Origin of the sequence: Paenarthrobacter sp. UW852 (genome assembly GCF_024608385.1) — a bacterium.
In the GTDB taxonomy this organism is placed as follows: Bacteria; Actinomycetota; Actinomycetes; order Actinomycetales; family Micrococcaceae; genus Arthrobacter.
The window spans coordinates 189344-208525 of record NZ_JAMSGY010000006.1 but is presented as its reverse complement, the minus strand read 5'-3'; the positions used below and the strand labels follow the sequence as shown (position 1 = coordinate 208525).

At 62.3% G+C, this 19182-nt stretch carries 12 protein-coding genes; 7 read left to right on the top strand and 5 right to left on the bottom strand.

Going from position 1 to position 19182, the window contains the following annotated elements:
- Positions 1–8: 8 nt before the first annotated feature.
- Both NEK97_RS12660 and NEK97_RS12655 read right to left on the bottom strand, forming a co-directional pair.
- Entirely contained in the window at positions 9–428 is a 420-nt protein-coding gene (locus tag NEK97_RS12660; protein WP_257370255.1) for a VOC family protein, read from the bottom strand.
- A 2-nt stretch (positions 429–430) separates the two neighbouring features.
- Positions 431–1480: an Lrp/AsnC family transcriptional regulator gene (locus NEK97_RS12655; protein WP_257370254.1), complete on the bottom strand. Its 1050-nt coding sequence runs from the start codon at positions 1478–1480 to the stop codon at positions 431–433.
- 112 nt (positions 1481–1592) lie between these two features.
- Between NEK97_RS12655 and NEK97_RS12650 the strand changes: the two genes are divergently transcribed.
- From NEK97_RS12650 to NEK97_RS12635, 4 genes are all read left to right on the top strand, one after another.
- The gene (locus NEK97_RS12650; protein ID WP_257370253.1) at positions 1593–3008 is read left to right on the top strand and encodes an MFS transporter; all 1416 of its coding nucleotides are present in this window, start codon (positions 1593–1595) and stop codon (positions 3006–3008) included.
- Positions 3005–4213: an amidohydrolase gene (locus NEK97_RS12645; RefSeq protein ID WP_257370252.1), complete on the top strand. Its 1209-nt coding sequence runs from the start codon at positions 3005–3007 to the stop codon at positions 4211–4213. Before NEK97_RS12650 ends, NEK97_RS12645 begins: the two co-directional genes overlap by 4 nt.
- Before the next feature lie 83 nt (positions 4214–4296).
- Positions 4297–5658 (top strand): acyltransferase, encoded by a 1362-nt coding sequence (locus tag NEK97_RS12640; protein ID WP_257370251.1) that lies wholly within the window; start codon positions 4297–4299, stop codon positions 5656–5658.
- Positions 5655–6011 (top strand): GNAT family N-acetyltransferase, encoded by a 357-nt coding sequence (locus tag NEK97_RS12635; protein WP_235520283.1) that lies wholly within the window; start codon positions 5655–5657, stop codon positions 6009–6011. Before NEK97_RS12640 ends, NEK97_RS12635 begins: the two co-directional genes overlap by 4 nt.
- 4 nt (positions 6012–6015) lie before the next feature.
- Here NEK97_RS12635 and NEK97_RS12630 read toward each other — a convergent pair whose 3' ends face one another.
- Both NEK97_RS12630 and NEK97_RS12625 read right to left on the bottom strand, forming a co-directional pair.
- Positions 6016–6606, bottom strand: a complete 591-nt coding sequence (locus NEK97_RS12630; protein WP_257370250.1) for a hypothetical protein — start codon at positions 6604–6606, stop codon at positions 6016–6018.
- Positions 6607–6670: 64 nt separating this feature from the next.
- Complete coding sequence (locus NEK97_RS12625) at positions 6671–7222, bottom strand: hypothetical protein (RefSeq protein WP_235520281.1); 552 nt, start codon at positions 7220–7222, stop codon at positions 6671–6673.
- A gap of 181 nt (positions 7223–7403) precedes the next feature.
- On the opposite strand from NEK97_RS12625, the gene NEK97_RS12620 reads away from it, so the two are divergent.
- From NEK97_RS12620 to NEK97_RS12610, 3 genes are all read left to right on the top strand, one after another.
- Entirely contained in the window at positions 7404–9041 is a 1638-nt protein-coding gene (locus tag NEK97_RS12620) for a sigma-70 family RNA polymerase sigma factor (RefSeq protein WP_257370249.1), read from the top strand.
- 254 nt (positions 9042–9295) lie between these two features.
- Positions 9296–18088: a DUF11 domain-containing protein gene (locus tag NEK97_RS12615; RefSeq protein ID WP_257370248.1), complete on the top strand. Its 8793-nt coding sequence runs from the start codon at positions 9296–9298 to the stop codon at positions 18086–18088.
- Positions 18089–18178: 90 nt separating this feature from the next.
- Complete coding sequence (locus NEK97_RS12610; RefSeq protein WP_257370247.1) at positions 18179–18607, top strand: hypothetical protein; 429 nt, start codon at positions 18179–18181, stop codon at positions 18605–18607.
- 39 nt (positions 18608–18646) lie between these two features.
- On the opposite strand, the gene NEK97_RS12605 is transcribed toward NEK97_RS12610, so the two are convergent.
- Entirely contained in the window at positions 18647–19012 is a 366-nt protein-coding gene (locus tag NEK97_RS12605) for a hypothetical protein (RefSeq protein ID WP_257370246.1), read from the bottom strand.
- Positions 19013–19182 lie beyond the last annotated feature (170 nt).

Sequence of the window (19182 nt, the reverse complement as noted above, 5' to 3'; positions counted from 1 at the left end):
TGTTGAAATTAGTGCTCCGGGGGACCGGCCTGGGCTGCGGCGTCATCCATCCACAGCACCTCCCAGTGGTGGCCATCGAGGTCGCGGAAGGCCCTGCTGTACATGAATCCGAGATCCTGGGCGTCATACGTCTCTGATCCGCCGGCCTCGAGGGCCTTGTTCGCCAAAGCATCTACATCTTCGCGGCTCTCGGCGGAAATGGCGACAATGGCCGCCGTCGAATTCTTGGTGTCCGCGATGGGCTGCTTGGTGAACTCGCTGAACTTGGCGTGCGTCAGGAGCATGGCGTAAATGGTGTTGCTGAAGACAACGCAGGCAGCAGTGTCATCTGTGAAGTTGGGGTTGATGGAATAGCCAAGTGCTGTGTAGAAGGACTTGGAAGCCTCGAGGTCGCTGACAGGCAAATTCACGAAAATAGAGGTAGTCATGGCTATGATCCTGCCGGTGTTTCCGTAGCCCGTCCAGACCCTTCTCTCCAGAGCGGCAGCGGCACAACCCTGAGGCTTCGCCCGGATTCGTCGAGGACATGGCCAAGGCGCTTGTATGTCCGGACTACCGCTTGCCGGGAGATCACCGTGCTGCCTGGTGCCCGCTCGGCCAATTCGCGCTCAAATGCCTGTGCCTCCAGGTAGTCCCGGACCCACAACGTGACCACCAGGTTGTGGGAACCGAGCACCTGGGCGCTGAGCCTGCAGTTCGTCTGTGCAGCGAAGTAGCGGCCAACGTCCTCCACGTACTGTGCCGGAACATTGAGCATAAGCGTCACTTCCCGCAGGCCCCGGTTCGCCGCAGTGGACGCATCGCACCTCAGCGTGATGTAGCCGGACGCCAGAAAGCGTTCCACGCGGCGTCGGGCAGTTTGCGGCGAGACGTTGCAGGCTTCTCCCAGTTCAGCCCATGAGGCACGTCCGTCGTTGGCCAGTTCCTCAAGCAACGAGGCGTCCAGGTGATCCGGCGAGTAGCTTGCCGGTGCTGTCTTGGCTTCAGCTGAGACCAGCCGCGCGCGTGCGGGTTCAAGTGTTCCACTGCGCCATTCCGAGGCCTGCCGGTAAAGCTTGGTGACGAAGACGACCTCCCGGTGGGTGAGGCCAGGCAGCACAGGAAAGGCTCCGGTCACGATGTCCATGAGTTCCTCGTGGCTGGACGCAAAGCAATCCATGAAGACATCGTGGGAGCCTGTGACCATGGAAACGGTGCCGAACGCCGGCACCTCACACAGCCTCTGTATCAGGGCTTCGCTTTCGCCGGGCAGAGACGAGAGCTGGATGAAAGCGGACCATCCGGCACTGAGGTAGCGCTGTCCCGGAGACGGCGTGATCCATGCCAGTCCTTGTTCGGCCAGCGCGTTCCAACGCCTCGCCACAGTAGGGCCGGACAGGCCCAGGGCATCCGCAATCCGGCTCCATTCCGCCCGCGGATTGATCTGGAGGGCATTCACGATTTCGAGGTCCAGCTCGGAAACTATGGCCGATTCGTTCAATGCGCACTTCCTCGTGTGGGTTTCAAACAATTTGAACGTCAGCATAACTGACAGCCATAGCGTTGTGACTCGCATCACCACCGGCGAATCCGCCCAGGACTCTAGGAAGCTCATGGCAAGCAAGACAGCACCACCGGCAGCGGCCACTACGCGCAAAACCATCGCAGGCATGATCCTGGCGATGGCTCTCATTGAATCGCTCAGCGGTGTCACCCAGGGGTATCTGAACCCCATCCTGCCCGCACTGGGACCGGTCTTCGAGATTGATGATCCCACCATCAACGGCATCTTCCTCATCTCAAATGTGAGCTTTGCCGTCCTCACGCCCATCATTTCAAGGCTCGGCGACAGCTACGGCTACCGACTCATACTCCGCTGGTCCACGGGTGTAGTGACGGTCGGTGTTTTGCAGATGGCGTTGTGGCCGACGCTATGGACGGTGACCTTAGGTGTAGTGATGTTGACCTGCGTGGTGGGCTTCATCCCGCTCATGATGGGTATCCTTCGAGTCACCAGCCCCGCCCACATACGCACTGGCGTCAGTGTCATGATCGGCATGCTCATGATCATGGTGGGAGCCGGCGGACTGCTGGCCGGAATCGTTGGTGTCACCAACCCAACACTCGGATTCTGGGTGGCGGTGCCATTCGCGGTCATCGCCTTTGTTTGCTCGTTCCTGCTGCCCGACGCCGGAGTCCCGACCCGTGAGGGAATGGCCCTTGCGCCGTTGCTGGCTTGCGCAATGGGGCTGATCGGCTTCGTGGTGGCGCTCTCCATGGCGCCTGAATGGGGTTGGCTGGACGCCCGCACCCTTGGGGCTGGCTTGTTGGGGCTTATCCTGCTGGCCTTCTGGGTCAAGCGAGACTACGGCAGTGCCGCCGGTGGGCGGTTCATGGACCTCCGAATGCTGGCCACGCCGCGGATCCGCGCCATTTCCGTGGCAACGTTCTTCTTCGGCTTCGCTTCTATCAGCTACTTCGGCACTAACGGCATCTTCCTGCACTCCAACCCGGACAAAACAGGGTACGGGTTCGCTCTCAGTCCGCTGATGATCGCGATTGTCCTTGCCCTGGCATCCGTACTTTCCTTGGTTGCGTCCCTTTTGACGGCACGGGCGCTGCGGAAGTTCGGAGAGCGGCCCACGTTGGTCTTTGCCGGCGTTCTGCTGGCTGGAGGGTTCCTGGTCATGATGTTCGCGCACGACTCGTTCGCCGGATACTGCGTCGGCTTTGCCATGTTCAACCTCAGCCTGGGCATGTACCAAGCGGGCACCCGCTCGCTGTCCGTGGAAGGAGTGCCCTTGGAAGAAACGTCAACAGCCGCCGGACTCAACGAGTTGGCGTTGTCAGTCGGCATCGCCGTGGGCGCAGCAGTGGTCAAGCTGTTGTCGTCCGCCTCTGTGGCCAACGGACGGATCACCGAAACCGGTTTGCTGACCATCTGGGGAGCCCTCGCCGTGGCGGCACTGATCGCCGCAGGGGCCAGTGCCCGGTACCCGAAGCGACAGGCCGCCGAGGTGACGGCATGACCGCCGGGCTGGACAGCGAAACTGCACGGTCCGCCGTCGTGCCCGCCTCCCTGGCCGACGTCCAGGCTTTAGTGGAGCGCGAAGTCCAGCGATGGAAACCGGACATTCTGGACCTTAGCCACGCCATCCACGCCGACCCGGAACTGGGTGGCCAGGAATTCCGCGCGGTCAAACGGGTCAAGCGGGTGCTTCGAAAGGCCGGGTTCACCTTCGACGAACAACAGCCGGAACAGCCCACCGCGTTCAGCGCGCGCTTAGGATGCGGTCAACTGGTGGTAGCACTCTGCGTTGAATACGACGCGTTGCCCGATATTGGGCACGCCTGTGGTCACAACGTCAACGCTGCCAGCGCGGTGGGCGCAGCGTTGGCTCTGGCCGCTGTGGCCAAAGAGCTGGACATCACCGTCAAGGTCCTGGGAACTCCGGCGGAAGAGACCACCGGGGGAAAGGTGGACCTGATCGAGGCGGGCTTCCTCGACGACGTCTCACTGGCCATGATGGTCCACGCCGGCGCAGCGGATGTGGTGGGCGGCTCGTCATTGGCCATGTCCATGTGGGACGTCGTCTTCGAAGGTCGCCCGGCGCACGCCGCAGCAGCGCCGTCCGAGGGCGTCAACGCGTTGGACGCGCTGGTGGTGGCGCAGTTGGCCATTGCCTTGGCCCGGCAGCAGCTGCCCGTTGGCTCGATCGTGTCGCTGATCGTCACCGAGGGTGGCAGCGCCGTCAACGTCATTCCGGAGCGCTCCCGGGCAAGTGTGGAAATGCGGGCACCCGGTATTGAGCAATTGCGCCTCATCCAGGACAAGGTCCGGCGCTGCCTCGAAGCCGGTGCGCACGCGAGCGGCTGCACCCTGCAACTGAACTCCCAAGGCAACGACTACGCAGAACTGCAACAGGATCCGTTCCTGTCCGGGGCGTACCAGGAAGCAATGAAGGCCACGGGAAGGGACGTAGTGTTCAACACCGACCCTGTAGCTTCCACAGACATGGGCAACGTCTCCCAAAGGGTGCCATCCATTCACCCCATAGTGGGCTACGACGTCCGGGGCGCTGTGCACCACACGGCCGAGTTCGCAGCATTCGGCGCCTCTGCGGGCGCCGACAAGGCGGTCCTTGATGGATCGTTCGGCATGGCCGCTGCGGCGTGCGCTGCGGCCATGGACGCGGAGCAGCGGAAGCGCCTGCTGCATCAGACGCCCGGGTAAGGCTCATACGGCACGCCTGCTGGCCCCCTGTCCTAAGCGGGCGGACAATGGAGGCAGCGCGCGGTGCGCTCGTAGGGAGAGCCATGGATAGAGCCAGGCAAACACACCCTGCCACCGGCCTGGATGAGGCGGTGCGGCGGGATCCGGCGATCGACCTTGTCCGTTTCACCTGCCTGCTCTTGGTTGTTGCCGCGCACTGCATGATGGTCAGTCCTGTCCTGCACAAAGACGGCACGGTTGAGACACAAAACGTCCTCATGGACCAAAGCTGGTTCACGCCAGTGCTCTGGCTCCTCATGATTGTTCCGTTGTTCTTCGTGATGGGCGGGGTGACCGGGCTTCAGTCGTGGCGGCGGCTTGCGGCCCGCGGGGGGACGGGCTTCGATTTCGCGCAGCTCCGGCTCCTGCGCCTGGTGCGCCCCGCCATGGCCTTGCTTGCACTGATGTGGGGCGGTCTATGGGTGGCGTTACTCATGGGGGTACATCCCCAGGTCATTCAGCTCATGACCGCTGGTGCCGCGATGCCTCTGTGGTTCCTTGCGGCATTCCTGACCGCGCAACTGAGCATTCCGCTGATGGCCCGGTTGCATCAAAAGTCGCCGTTCGTTGTTTTCGGTGTCCTGGTGGCAGCGATTATCACTGTGGATTCCCTCCGCGGAGCCATTCCCGTGCTCGCGTTCACCAACATGATTTTCGTTTGGTGCGCCGTCCAGCAATTGGGTTTCCTGATGGCCGACGGCTTCTTTGAGCGACGCAGCCGCACGTGGCTCGTGGGCGCAGTCGTGACCAGCAACCTCCTGCTGGGTCTCGTCACCGGCGTGGCTGTTTATCCGGGAAACATGGTGGTGAACATCAACCCACCCAACCTCTGTTTGCTTCTTTTGGGCATCTCCCAAACAGCAACGCTCCAGCTGCTCCAGCCGGCCGTGCGGTGGGTCGCCAGTGCCCGATGGGTCCAAACCGTAATGGCGCTCGCCGGCCGCAGATCCATGACCATCTACTTGTGGCATCTTCCGCTGCTGGTGGGATTCTCGGGCCTGCTGTTGCTGACGGACCTGCCGATACCCGACGCCAGCACTTCCGACTGGTGGTGGGCGCGGATTCCCGTCTTCGCCGCGGTCGTCACGTTGCTCGTCCCGGTCGTGTGGCTTTTCGGTCGGCTTGAGGAACGTCCGACGGCGGCCAACCACGCGCGCGGTCCCTCACGTGTCGCTGTGGTGACGGCCGCCGTCGTGGTTTTCGTGCCGGTCGCTGATGCCGCTTTCAACGGCCTGACGCTTTCCCTCCTGGGTGGGGGAGCAGCCTGCTTCGCGCTCGCTGTCCTGCTGCTGGGCAGGGTTCCGACGCCGCAGCAGGCCGAGCCGGAAGCAAACGCTACGGAAAGGAGTGAGGCCCAGGCGCCCACGTTGCCAGCGCCTGATTTAAGTGCCAATCTCGAACCATGACCGAGTACACGGATTCACTGGCAGAGTCGTTCCGCGCTGGCGTCACTACGGTGCGCAACGACAAATTTCACCGCTATGAGCTTCACGTAGACGGCGAGCTGGCGGTGATCTCCCAGTTCCTCGACAGGCCCGGCCACATCGATTTCATTCACACCGAAACCAAGCCCGGCTTCAACGGACAGGGCTTGGCCAAAGTGCTCGCCCACTTTGCCTTGGACGACGTAGTGGCGTCCGGCAAACGCATCATTCCGCACTGCCCCTATATCGCGGCCTACCTGAAGAAACACGAAGGTTACGAACAGGATGTCGATTGGCCTGCAGAGCCGCCCACCGGCGAGCCCGACAACGAGTAGCGGGTTATCCGGACGCCCTGATGTAAGTGAGCTTCACACGGGCACAGCATTGGTCGGTGACTTCGGCGTTGCTTCCGGTGCTCGTGGCCCTGACGGAAAGGCGGCTCACAAGTTCCCCTCCGCTGCGGGCCTCATGCTCGGAGACTTTGTGGCTGAACGAGATGGAGCTCATGCCGCCCGCGGGGAGGTCGCCCATGTCGAAAGGTGACGTGATGGCGGCGAAGATGACGGCACCTACCTCAGTTGTGGCCTCGAGGGGGCGTGCCGGAAGCAGGCTGGTATCCAGCAGCGTCTCTACGTCATCGTTAAGGATGTTCGCGGTGAAAGTTACCACTTGGCCCGCGCACGCCTCCAGGACATCCGGCGTGTAGACCAAGGTCAGACTTGGGAGGGTGTCGGGAGTTGCAGCCTGCGGCGGCGGGGCGTCGGCGCTGGCGGCAAAGTCAGACGCCAGGTTCCCGAGCCGTGACAGCCAAAGCGAAACAGTGGCAATCGGAAGCCCCAGTAGCTCGGCCATTTCCTCAGGACAATACCCATCACCCAGGGCCACCATGAATTGGTCATAGATGGTCCGGCGTGCAATCGTCTCCGGCACGCGGAATTCCCCCTGCTTACTGCTTTTTGAATGCCTCCTGCCCTAGCCACGGTATAGCTCGGAGCTAGGCCCCGGCAAGGTGGGCCTGGGGTTGGTATCCGGAGGTCCGGGCGGGGGCTTGGTATCCTGTGGGCCCAAAAGGCCAGTCCTTTCGCGTCCCGCTGAGGGAGACGATGGCATCGTGCTCATCGAGCACTGCGAGGCCGCGGCACGTACCGCGCACCTGCATGGCACTGATGATGCTGCCGCCGTGAACGTGATCGGATTCCGTCACCAAATAGGAAAAACTGCGCATGACTGACTGGCCCGGGGCCAGGAGTCCGATGCGAAGGTCCCGTTCCACCGGCTCCGACGTGTATGCCAGCATCTCCATCCCCTCATTTGTGAAGGACCTTGGCACCAGTGTGATATCCCGGACGTGACTTGTGGAGTCGTTGGTGATCCAAGCCGTAAAGATGACGGTATCGCCGGGTATGGCCACTGGCCGGTCCGCTCCGTAGACGAGGGCGACATGCCCCGCGTTCTTCTTCCGGGCCAACGGCCCTGAACGATTGGTGGGCAAAGACCGGACAATCTCGTTCTGTTGTTCGAGCAGGTTTTTGTGGGTGGCACGCATTAATTTCAGGAAAGGGCGTGGGCGCCTGACGACCATGGATCCTCGCTTGGCTTCTGGGGATGGGAAGTTCTCGCCTAACAAGTAATGCGAGGGCCCGGATCGTGATGCGAAAAACCAAGTTCTCTACAGGGCAGCGGTCGCGGATTCAAGTCACACAGCTTGTGATGGCACACTATTGTTTATGGATCAAGTATTAGCGGGTGGGGCCGGAGGGGCGTCCCTGACTTCCGCAGAGGCCTCAGGCAGTGATCCCCAGATCATCTCGTTGGTGCGGCAAGGCGTCACGGAGGCCTTCGATGTGCTCTATCAACGGCACCTGAAAGTTGCCCAGTACGTTGCCCGTGCACAGACTGACAACCCAAGTGACGCCGATGACGTTGTTGCCGAGTCATTCGCCGCCATCTTCCAGCTGTTGAAGGAAGGCAAGGGCCCAAAGGAGTTCTTCCGTTCGTACCTCCTGACCGTGGTGCGGCGCACTGCCCACGACAGGAATCGCAAGGCCCGCCGGATGCCAACCGCGGCGGATGACGCCATTCTCGATTCTCCGGTGCTGGATGATGACCCCGTCATCGGCGCTCTCGAGTCCACCATCATGGCCAAGGCGTTCAAATCGCTGCCTGAGCGCTGGCAGGCCGTGCTGTGGCACTTGGATATCGAGGGGTTGAAACCCTCGCAGGCCGCGCCCTTCGTCGGGCTCACGCCAAATGGCGTTTCGTCCTTGGCTATCCGGGCCAGGGAGGGCCTTCGGCAGGCCTACTTGCAGCACCACATCAGCCAGACAGTTGACCGGGCCTGTGATGAGTACGCCAGCCAGCTGGGTAAGTATGCCCGGAATGCGCTGAAGCGCACTTCGCAGGAAAAGGTCGCGGCCCACCTGGATAGTTGTGCCAAGTGCACCGCCCTGCTGATTGAACTCAACGATGTCCAAGGCGGCATGCGTGCCATCCTGTTCCCGCTGTTCACTGGGCTGGCCTTCACACCTGGTGCCATTGCCGCTATCGGAGCCGGAGCAATGTCCGGGACTGCATCTTCGGGTGCCGGCAGCACCGCAGTGCCGGGCAATGCTTCCACGGCGGGACTCCGTGGGATCAGCAAAGCATGGCAGCTGACGGCGTCGATTGTCTTGGGAGCAGTCGCGCTGGCCGGACTCCTTGTCTGGTTGTTGCAGATGAATACCGGTTCACAATCGACAGTTGAAAACCAGGCAGTTGCCACTGTTCCTCCAGGACAGGAGTCGGCAGCTCCGCTTGAGTCGGCAAGGCCGTCTGTTGAGCCCAGCGCCGCAGCGGAGGACCCAGAACCGGTTCCCGAATCGGACCTGCCCGTGGCAGCAGCGCCGGAACCACCCGCCGTCGGGGTTCCCTCGGCGGCGACACCCTCGCGGGGTGCCGTTGTGGTGGGCTCCGGTACGGTGTTTTCGACGACGGCGCCTGCAGCAACCGCTCCGGCGGCGGCTCCGAGCCAAACGGTTGATGCGACGTTCAGTGCCGTTGTTGGTTCCACCCCAACAGACAGGGAGCTTCGGGTGGCGTTCTCCCTCCAGGGCGACGGAACTCCGACGTCGGCCGAGGCTGTCTTTGCGTTGCCGGATCAGTCGACGTTCGTGGCCGGCAGTACGTTGGCTCCGGCGGGATGGACATGCGCCGCCACCGATACCACGATGCGTCGGATCCGATGCACCACTGACTCCCTTGACCGCGGGAGTCTCGCGTTCAAGCTGGGAGTGTCCATGCCTGCGAAGGCCAACAGCGGAACACTGAACTACCTTTTTGGCGGGCAGAATATCGTCACCAAGACGTTTGCGAACCAGTACGGATAAGCGTCCCTGGCCGAGCATCTGAGCGGTTCAAAAAACTTACTAAAAATTCTCTTGTTTTTCGCGTCACGAACTGACGGCAACCTCCACTAGGCGTTTGGGTCACCGCGTATCGGGGTCCCCGCTGAACAGCCTGGGCTTTCAGCGACACGAATCGTCTGTTGCGCGTACTGGACTACTGGTGAGTAGCCCAAACGGGACGTCGAAGCCCTCCTAGGGCCGGCGCCCCGTGTGACCGAAAGAAAACAAGAGAACCCATGAAACACACACGTCCACAGAAACTGCTGGCGGCTGTCGTCGCTACAGCAGTGATGTCATTGGGGGTAGGTGGCGCTTTGGCCCCGCCCTCCTTGGCGACTGTCCCGGGGTCGCCGGGAATTACCCAACCAGGAACTCCGGTCTACACGGAGGACTTCTCCAACCAAGACGCCACCGGCGGCGCCATCAGCCTCCTCAATTACACGGGCGGGGCGAAGGCGGCCAATGAAACGTACACGGCTGATACCCCGTACACGCCAGCTGGCGGGCAGTGCGACGGGTGGATCCTGAATTCATCCACCCCACTGCCCACGTCGGACGCTGGCTGTGTCAATAACCAGCCTGATGGCTGGGGACAGATTCGTGACATGGCCGTCAAACTGGGCCTTGCGCAGGGAATGACAGCAGCACAGGCCGCCAAAAACCAGGTCCTGTCTGAGTACACCAACGCAAGCAACGGCAGGATCACGGCTGGAACAGAATTCCGCACGAAGTCCAACACGATCCCGGCCATTGCGGGCCATTACTACGCTGTTTCGGCCTACTTTGCGCAGGTCAACTGTCACGCCGCCCACGCCAAGGAGACATTCAGCCTCCTCGTCAACGGCACACCACTTGTCCTGGGTACCGGGCTGGATCCCTGTGGAACCAACACCACCAACGGTGGAGTCACCGAAATCACCAAACTGCAGTCCGGGGCCTACCAGGTCCCGCAAGGCACGACTCCTTCGCTGGGCCTGGAAGTGCGCAACGAAGCCACCAGTGGCTCGGGCAACGACGTCGCTTTCGACCTTCCCCAGATCGTGGACGTTACCCCGCAACTGGACAAGTCGTTCTCTCCCGCGCTCATTGGGCCCGGTGGAACCTCCACGTTGACGCTCACGGTCACCAACACCGATGACGTCAAGGCAAAGACCGACTGGTCCGTCACGGATACCCTTCCTGCCGGGCTGAAAATCGCAAACGCGCCGAACATTGGCGGCACTTGTGTCCAGGCCGCGGGAACCAACCCGTTTATTCGGACCGCCGTTGCAGGCAGTGACATCCTCGCCGTAACCGGCGGCGACCTGGCTGACGCCATGGCTTCGTGCACCATCACCGTGGACGTCACGGCTGCGGCCGAGGGAACCTACGTCAATGGTCCGGCCAACATCGTCACCAACCTGAACCCTCCGGCAGATGCCACCCTGGTGGTCAAGGCCCCGCGCCTGCAACTGAGCAAGGCGCTGGACGCCACCCGCCTGATGGATTCGGACCAGTTCACCACTGAAATCCGTACCGGATCCGCGACGGGACCTGTTGTCAGCAACACTGCCAATGCGACGACGTCGGGTACGGGATCCACTGTTACTGCGGGTACGGGTGTTACCGGAAAATACGTCGCTGACGCAGGTGCAACGTACTACCTGACGGAGTCCGGAACCAACCTGTCCGGCTACAGCAAGGTGATCAGTTGTGTTGACGCCAACGGACTCCAGGCAGGCTTGCCCACCGGCGCCGTCGTAAATGGCGCTTACTCCCTGGTGCCGGTTGCTGGCGCCGACATCAGTTGTGTTCTCACCAATACGGCCGTACCGGCACCGGAACTGGCATTGACCAAGTCCGCTGACGCTTCGGCTATCAACTCACCGGCGGTTGTTGGCGACAAGATCACCTATACCTTCACATCGAAGAACACGGGCAACGTACCGCTGACGGGTGTCACCATCAACGACCCCCTGGCTGGACTGTCCCCGCTCGCCTACACGTGGCCGGGAACTCCTGGCACCTTGCTGCCGGGTGAAACCGTGACCGCAATGGCTACATATGCCATCACGCAGGCCGACATCGATGCCGGACACGTAGCCAACCTTGCCACCACCACGGGTAATCCTCCGACAGGTCCTCCTGTTACCCCGCCGCCTGCAGGTACCGATACCCCGCTGACCCCGGCTCCGGCCATGGAGTTCAGCAAGTCCGCTGACGCTTCGGCTATCCAGTCGCCGTCGGTTGTGGGTGACAAGATCACCTACACCTTTACCGCGAAGAACAGCGGCAATGTGTCCCTGAGCAACGTTTCCATCAACGACCCGTTGGCTGGCTTGTCTGCTTTGACGTACACCTGGCCGGGTGTCGCAGGAACCCTCCTGCCCGGACAGACCGTCACAGCTACGGCAACGTACGCCATCACGCAGTCCGACATCAATGCCGGCCATGTCGCCAACACGGCGACTACCACTGGTACTCCGCCCACGGGCCCGGCGGTAACCCCGCCCCCGGCTGGTACGGACACCCCGCTGACTCCGGCTCCGGCCATGGAGTTCAGCAAGACTGCTGACGCTTCGGCTATCCAGTCGCCGTCGGTTGTTGGTGACAAGATCACCTACACCTTCACCTCGAAGAACACCGGCAACGTTCCACTGACCAACGTCTCCATCAACGATCCGTTGCCTGGGCTGTCGGCTCTGACCTACACCTGGCCCGGCACTCCCGGCGAGTTGCTTCCCGGCCAGACCGTAACGGCCACGGCAACGTACGCCATCACGCAGGCCGACATTACGGCCGGCCACGTCGCAAACTCTGCAACGACCACGGGCACGCCGCCCACCGGCCCTCCGGTCACTCCTCCTCCTGGAACCACCGATACGCCGCTGACGTCAACTCCGGCCATGCAGTTCAGCAAGTCCGCTGATGCTTCGGCTATCCAGGATCCGTCTGTTGTTGGCGACCTGATCACCTACACTTTCACCTCGAAGAACAGCGGCAATGTCCCGTTGACCAACGTGTCCATCAACGACCCCTTGGTTGGGCTTTCGCCGCTGGTTTACACCTGGCCCGGCACCCCGGGCGAGCTGCTTCCCGGCCAAACCGTGACCGCTACGGCAACGTACGCCATCACCCAGGCCGATATCGACGCCGGTCACGTCGCCAATGCGGCAACCACAACCGGCACACCGCCATCAGGACCGTCCGTAACGCCTCCTCCGGGAACCACGGATACGCCGTTGACCCCGGCTCCGGCCATGAAGTTCAGCAAGTCCGCTGACGCGTCCGCAATCCAGAACCCGTCCGTTGTGGGTGACAAGATCACCTACACGTTCACGTCCACGAACACGGGCAACGTTAAGCTCACCGGCGTCGTCATTGATGACCCGCTGGCGGGTCTGTCGGCTTTGACCTACACCTGGCCGGGTGCTGCGGGCGAACTGCTTCCGGGCCAGTCGGTGACGGCTACGGCAACGTATGCCATCACGCAAGCTGATATTGACGCCGGTCACGTAGCGAACGTTGCTACGACCACTGGTACTCCGCCCACCGGTCCCGCGGTAACCCCGCCCCCGGCTGGTACGGACACTCCGTTGACGGCCGGTCCGGCCATGGAGTTGACCAAGTCTGCTGATGCTTCGGCTATCCAGTCGCCGTCGGTTGTTGGTGACAAGATCACTTACACCTTCACCTCGAAGAACACGGGTAACGTGAAGCTCACCGGTGTGGTCATCAACGATCCCTTGGCGGGTCTGTCGGCATTGACCTACACCTGGCCAGGCACGCCCGGCGAGTTGCTTCCGGGCCAATCGGTGACGGCTACGGCAACGTACGCCATCACGCAGGCTGATATCGACGCCGGTCACGTAGCAAACGTTGCTACCACCACTGGTACTCCGCCCACCGGTCCCGCGGTAACCCCGCCTCCGGCCGGTACGGACACTCCGTTGACTCCTGGCCCTGCCTTGACGTTCACCAAGTCCGCCGACGCTTCGGCAATCCAGGATCCTTCGCAGGTTGGTGACGTCATTACGTACACATTCACCTCGAAGAACACGGGCAATGTGAAGCTCACCGGTGTGGTCATCAACGACCCCCTTCCGGGCCTCTCGGCTTTGGCATACATCTGGCCCGGTACCCCGGGCGAGTTGCTGCCCGGTCAGACGGTGACGGCTACGGCAACATACGCGGTAACACAGGCTGATATCGACGCAGGTCACGTGGCCAACAGTGCTACGACAACCGGAACGCCTCCCACTGGCCCTCCGGTGACGCCTCCTCCGGGAACGACGGATACCCCGTTGATCCCGGCTCCGGCGATGAAGTTCACCAAGTCTGCTGATGCTTCGGCTATTCAGTCGCCGTCGGTTGTGGGTGACCAGATCACCTACACGTTTACGTCCAGGAACATAGGCAACGTCAAGCTCACCGGTGTGGTGATTGATGATCCACTGGCTGGCCTGTCTGCACTGACGTACAACTGGCCCGGAACTCCAGGGGAGCTGCTGCCCGGCGAGACTGTGACGGCTACGGCAACGTACGCAGTGACACAGGCTGATATCGACGCCGGTCACGTCGCCAATGGCGCGACCACCACAGGCACTCCGCCGGTTGGTCCGCCTGTCACGCCTCCTCCGGGAACCACGGATACTCCGTTGACCCCGGCTCCGGCCATGGAGTTCAGCAAGACTGCTGACGCTTCAGCCATCCAGGATCCGTCTGTTGTGGGTGACCAGATCACCTACACGTTCACCTCGAAGAACACGGGCAATGTGAAGCTCACTGGTGTGGTCATCAACGACCCGCTTCCAGGCCTTTCGCCATTGACCTACAGCTGGCCGGGCACGCCCGGCGAGTTGCTTCCGGGCCAGACGGTCAGCGCTACGGCAACGTACGCGATCACGCAGGCTGACATCGATGCAGGCCACGTTGCCAACACCGCAACCACCACGGGAACCCCGCCAACGGGGCCCGCAGTGACGCCTCCTCCGGCTGGCACGGATACTCCGTTGACCCCGGCTCCGGCCATGGAGTTCAGTAAGACCGCTGATGCCTCGGCTGTCCAGGATCCTTCCAAGGTTGGTGACGTCATTACGTACACCTTCACTTCGAAGAACTCCGGCAATGTGAAGCTCACCGGTGTGGTCATCAACGACCCGCTTCCGGGCCTCTCGGCATTGACCTACACCTGGCCGGGTACCCCGGGCGAGTTGCTGCCCGGTCAGACGGTGACGGCTAGGGCAACGTATTCCATCACCCAAGCTGATATCGACGCAGGCCACGTTGCCAACGCGGCGACCACCACGGGAACCCCGCCCACGGGGCCCGCAGTGACGCCTCCTCCGGGAACCACGGATACTCCGTTGACCCCGGCTCCGGCCATGGAGTTCAGCAAGACGGCTGATGCTTCGGCTGTTCAGGATCCTTCAAAGGTTGGTGACGTCATTACGTACACCTTCACTTCGAAGAACTCCGGCAACGTGAAGCTCACCAACGTTTCCATCACGGATCCGCTGGCCGGTCTGTCGGCTTTGGCATACACCTGGCCCGGTACCCCGGGCGAGTTGCTGCCCGGTCAGACGGTCACGGCTACGGCGACGTACGCGATTACGCAGGCTGATATCGACGCCGGACATGTTGCGAACAGCGCCACGACCACCGGTACGCCTCCCACGGGGACGCCTGTCACGCCTCCTCCGGGAACCACGGATACCCCGTTGACCCCGGCTCCGGCCATGGAGTTCACCAAGACAGCAGACGCTTCCGGTATTCAGAACCCGTCGGTTGTAGGGGATCGCATCGTCTATACCTTCAGGGCCAAGAACACGGGAAACGTCACGCTGACTAATGTGTCGGTCACCGACCCGCTGGCTGGTCTCTCGGCTCTGACGTACACCTGGCCTGGAGCGGCAGGAACACTCCTGCCCGGTCAGACGGTGACGGCCACGGCAACGTACGCGATCACGCAGGCCGATATCGACGCCGGACATGTTGCGAACAGCGCCACGACCACCGGTACTCCGCCGGTTGGACCGCCCGTGACGCCTCCTCCGGGAACGACGGATACTCCGTTGACCCCGGCTCCGGCGATGCAGTTCACCAAGAGCTCGGATGCCTCCGCCGTTCAGAACCCTGCAGTTGTTGGCGATACCATCACCTACAACTTCACGGCCAAGAACACGGGCAATGTGAAGCTCACCAACGTTTCCATCACGGATCCGCTGGCTGGTCTCTCGGCCCTGACGTACATCTGGCCGGGTACTCCGGGCGAGTTGCAGCCAGGCCAAACGGTGACGGCTACGGCAACCTACGCGATTACCCAAGCTGACATCAACGCAGGCCACGTGGTTAACGCTGCGACCACTACAGGCACTCCGCCGGTTGGTCCGCCTGTCACGCCTCCTCCGGGAACCACGGACACCCCGTTGACCCCGGCTCCGGCGATGCAGTTCACCAAGACGGCTGATGCCTCAGCCGTTCAGGACCCGTCTGTTGCAGGCGACAAAATCACCTACACGTTCACGGCCAAGAACTCCGGCAATGTGAAGCTCACCAACGTTTCCATCACGGATCCGCTGGCTGGTCTTTCGGCGCTGGACTACACCTGGCCGGGTACTCCGGGCGAGTTGCAGCCAGGCCAGACGGTGACGGCCACGGCAACGTACGCGATCACGCAGGCTGATATCGACGCCGGTCACGTCGCCAATGCGGCGACCACCACAGGCACTCCGCCCACCGGTCCGCCGGTGACGCCTCCTCCGGGAACCACGGACACCCCGTTGACCCCGAAGCCGGCCATGGAGTTCAGCAAGACTGCTGATGCCTCAGCTGTCCAGGATCCTTCCAAGGTTGGCGACGTCATCTCGTATGCCTTCTCCGCGAAGAATACCGGCAACGTCACGCTGAAGGACGTCGCCATCACTGATCCGATGGCTGGCCTCTCGGCACTGACGTACACCTGGCCGGGCACTCCTGGTGAGCTTCTTCCCGGCCAGACCGTGACGGCTACGGCAACGTACGCGATCACGCAGGTTGATATCGACGCCGGTCACGTGGCGAACGCTGCGACCACCACAGGCACTCCGCCCACCGGTCCGCCGGTGACGCCTCCGCCGGGAACGACGGATACCCCGTTGACCCCGGCTCCGGCCATGGAGTTCACCAAGTCTGCCGATGCCTCGGCTGTCCAGGACCCGTCCGTTGCAGGTGACAAGATCACCTACACCTTCACGGCCAAGAACACCGGCAACGTCACGCTGAAGAATGTCTCCATCACGGATCCGCTGGCTGGTCTTTCGGCGCTGGATTACACCTGGCCCGGTACTCCGGGCGAGTTGCAGCCAGGCCAGACGGTGACGGCTACGGCAACGTACTCCATCACCCAGGCTGATATCGACGCCGGTCACGTGGCGAACGCTGCGACCACCACAGGCACCCCGCCTGTTGGGCCGCCGGTGACGCCTCCTCCAGGAACGACGGATACCCCGTTGACCCCGGCTCCGGCCATGGAGTTCACCAAGTCGGCGGACAGCTCGGCTGTTCAGGACCCGACTGTTGCAGGTGACAAGATCACCTACAACTTCACGGCGAAGAATACGGGCAACGTCACGCTGAAGAACGTCTCCATCACGGATCCGATGTCAGGGTTGTCTGCCCTGGCGTACACCTGGCCGGGCACTCCTGGCGAGTTGCTTCCGGGCCAGTCGGTGACGGCGACGGCGACGTACAGCATCACGCTGGCTGATATCGACGCCGGTCACGTGGCGAACGCTGCGACCACAACAGGTACTCCGCCCACCGGTCCGCCGGTAACGCCTCCTCCGGGAACAACGGACACCCCGCTGACCCCGGCTCCGGCCATGGAGTTCACCAAGTCGGCGGACAGCTCGGCGGTTCAGAACCCGACTGTTACAGGCGACAAGATCACCTACAACTTCACGGCGAAGAACACCGGCAACGTGACCCTGACCAACGTATCCATCACGGATCCGCTGGCTGGCCTCTCGGCACTGACCTACACCTGGCCCGGCGTTGCAGGAACACTGCTTCCCGGAGAGACCGTGACGGCTACGGCAACGTATGCCATCACCCAGGCTGATATCGACGCTGGGCATGTCGCGAACAACGCCACGACCACCGGTACTCCGCCGGTCGGACCCCCTGTGACGCCTCCTCCGGGCGAGACGGACACCCCGTTGACCCCGGCTCCGGCGATGACCTTCACGAAGACGGCAGACGCTTCGGCGGTTCAGTCGCCGTCGAAGGTTGGGGATCGGATCACCTACAACTTCACGGCCAAGAACACCGGCAACGTGAAGCTCACCAAGGTATCCATCACGGATCCGTTGGCTGGTCTCTCGGCTCTGACGTACACCTGGCCAGGTACTCCGGGCGAGTTGCTGCCCGGACAAACGGTGACGGCTACGGCGACGTATGCAATTACCCAGGCCGACATCAACGCTGGCCATGTTGCGAACAGCGCCACCACCACCGGTACGCCTCCGACGGGAACGCCCGTTACTCCTCCTCCGGGAGAGACGGACACACCGCTAACGCCAAACTCGGGCTTGGAGTTCTCTAAGACGGCCGACGCTTCAGGGGTGGGGGACCCCACCCACGTTGGAGACGTGATCATCTACAAGTTCACGATCAAGAACACCGGGAATGTGCCGTTGACGGGTGTCGCTGTCAACGATCCCATGGTGGGCCTCTCAGCATTGACCTACGCCTGGCCAGGGGTGGCAGGAACACTGCTTCCCGGGGAAACGGTGACGGCTACGGCGACGTACGCGATCACCCAGGCCGACATCAACGCCGGTGAAGTTGCCAACACGGCAACCGCATCGGGTAGGCCCCCGGTGGGACCCCCTGTCACCACACCACCTGCAAGTGTTGTTGTGACCTTCCCGCCGGTGGTTCCGAGCCAACCCGGAGGTTCGCTGGCCAGCACGGGAGTTGTCCTCACCGTGTTGCCCATCAGCCTGCTGGTTGTTGGCGCGGGGCTGTTCCTGTTCCTTGTTGGACGCCGCAGGCGTTCCGAGGCATAGGACAAAAAGTGCGCGGCAATCGGGGCCCCAACCCCGGTTGCCGCGCATTTCATGAACGAATAAAACCCAGAAGAACCAGGAAGCCAGACCATGAAGAAGACAGTCGCATGCATTGCGGGTTTGCTGGTTTCGGCGGCCGCACTCGCTGGTTGCTCGTCGTCCCCGAGCAACGAAGCGGGCACATCGCCGTCGTCAACCACAACCCAAGCCGCCACCACAGGTGAGGCAAAACCTGCCAACCCGGGTGTCGGGATTATCGAGGCCACCACAATGACGTCCTGCGATACCGCGCCAGGAAAGGTGACAGCCAAAGGGACGGTTACACCTCCAGAGGGCACCAAGGGCGCGGTGAAGATCACCGTTAGCTGGGTGGATCCGTCCACCTCGGCGGTTCTGGCGCGCGGCGAGCAGACCTTCAAGGACGCGCAGCCAGGCAAGGCCCTCGACTGGGTAACCAACAGCGAAGTGACCAAGCCTGCCACCGCGATCAAGTGTGTTTTGGGCGCCACAGTGGTGTAGTTGGCCCCATTTATTGGGGGGCGGCCGATCAGGTACTTGTTACCTGGTCGGCCGTTTCTTTTGCCACTGCGCCGCGTGCCAGAACAGGAGGGCGGCAGTGAGCAGGACCGCAGCCAGCAGCGCATACGGCGCGTTGGACAGCATCAGGAAGTTCAGTTGGGCGGACTCGGGCTCCTGGCTGGGTGTCGGGCTGATGATCGCTGAGGTGGCCGTGGTCAACGCCCACGCTCCGAACCACGCCAGGCCTACATTCAGAACCCACAGCGCAACGACGAATGGATTGATGGATGGGCGGGACCTCTCCGGGTCAACAGGCTCGGGTGCGTGCGGGCTGATCGCCGTGACGGCGTTGCCGTTCTCGTCAATCTCGCGGAAGCCGATGCGCTCGTGAATGTGGTCCTTCATGGATCCCCCAGCCCGTGGCCGTTGATGTTCTCTGCACTCTACCCCGTCTGGTCGCACTCAGGGTGGTGATCCCTCCGCGCTTCCACGTCAACAAAATCGGCCAACATTGTGCACTTCGGGCGGTGCCAAACAAAGTCAATGACGTACCCGCACGACAAAAAACCGCAAGA

What these genes read in the sequence shown, in the direction of transcription:
- NEK97_RS12615 (WP_257370248.1), top strand. Translation starts at nt 9,296, where the DNA reads ATGAAACACACACGTCCACAGAAACTGCTGGCGGCTGTCGTCGCTACA.
- NEK97_RS12620 (WP_257370249.1), top strand. Translation starts at nt 7,404, where the DNA reads ATGGATCAAGTATTAGCGGGTGGGGCCGGAGGGGCGTCCCTGACTTCC.
- NEK97_RS12625 (WP_235520281.1), bottom strand. Translation starts at nt 7,222, where the DNA reads ATGCGTGCCACCCACAAAAACCTGCTCGAACAACAGAACGAGATTGTC.
- NEK97_RS12660 (WP_257370255.1), bottom strand. Translation starts at nt 428, where the DNA reads ATGACTACCTCTATTTTCGTGAATTTGCCTGTCAGCGACCTCGAGGCT.
- NEK97_RS12605 (WP_257370246.1), bottom strand. Translation starts at nt 19,012, where the DNA reads ATGAAGGACCACATTCACGAGCGCATCGGCTTCCGCGAGATTGACGAG.
- NEK97_RS12610 (WP_257370247.1), top strand. Translation starts at nt 18,179, where the DNA reads ATGAAGAAGACAGTCGCATGCATTGCGGGTTTGCTGGTTTCGGCGGCC.
- NEK97_RS12645 (WP_257370252.1), top strand. Translation starts at nt 3,005, where the DNA reads ATGACCGCCGGGCTGGACAGCGAAACTGCACGGTCCGCCGTCGTGCCC.
- NEK97_RS12640 (WP_257370251.1), top strand. Translation starts at nt 4,297, where the DNA reads ATGGATAGAGCCAGGCAAACACACCCTGCCACCGGCCTGGATGAGGCG.
- NEK97_RS12635 (WP_235520283.1), top strand. Translation starts at nt 5,655, where the DNA reads ATGACCGAGTACACGGATTCACTGGCAGAGTCGTTCCGCGCTGGCGTC.
- NEK97_RS12650 (WP_257370253.1), top strand. Translation starts at nt 1,593, where the DNA reads ATGGCAAGCAAGACAGCACCACCGGCAGCGGCCACTACGCGCAAAACC.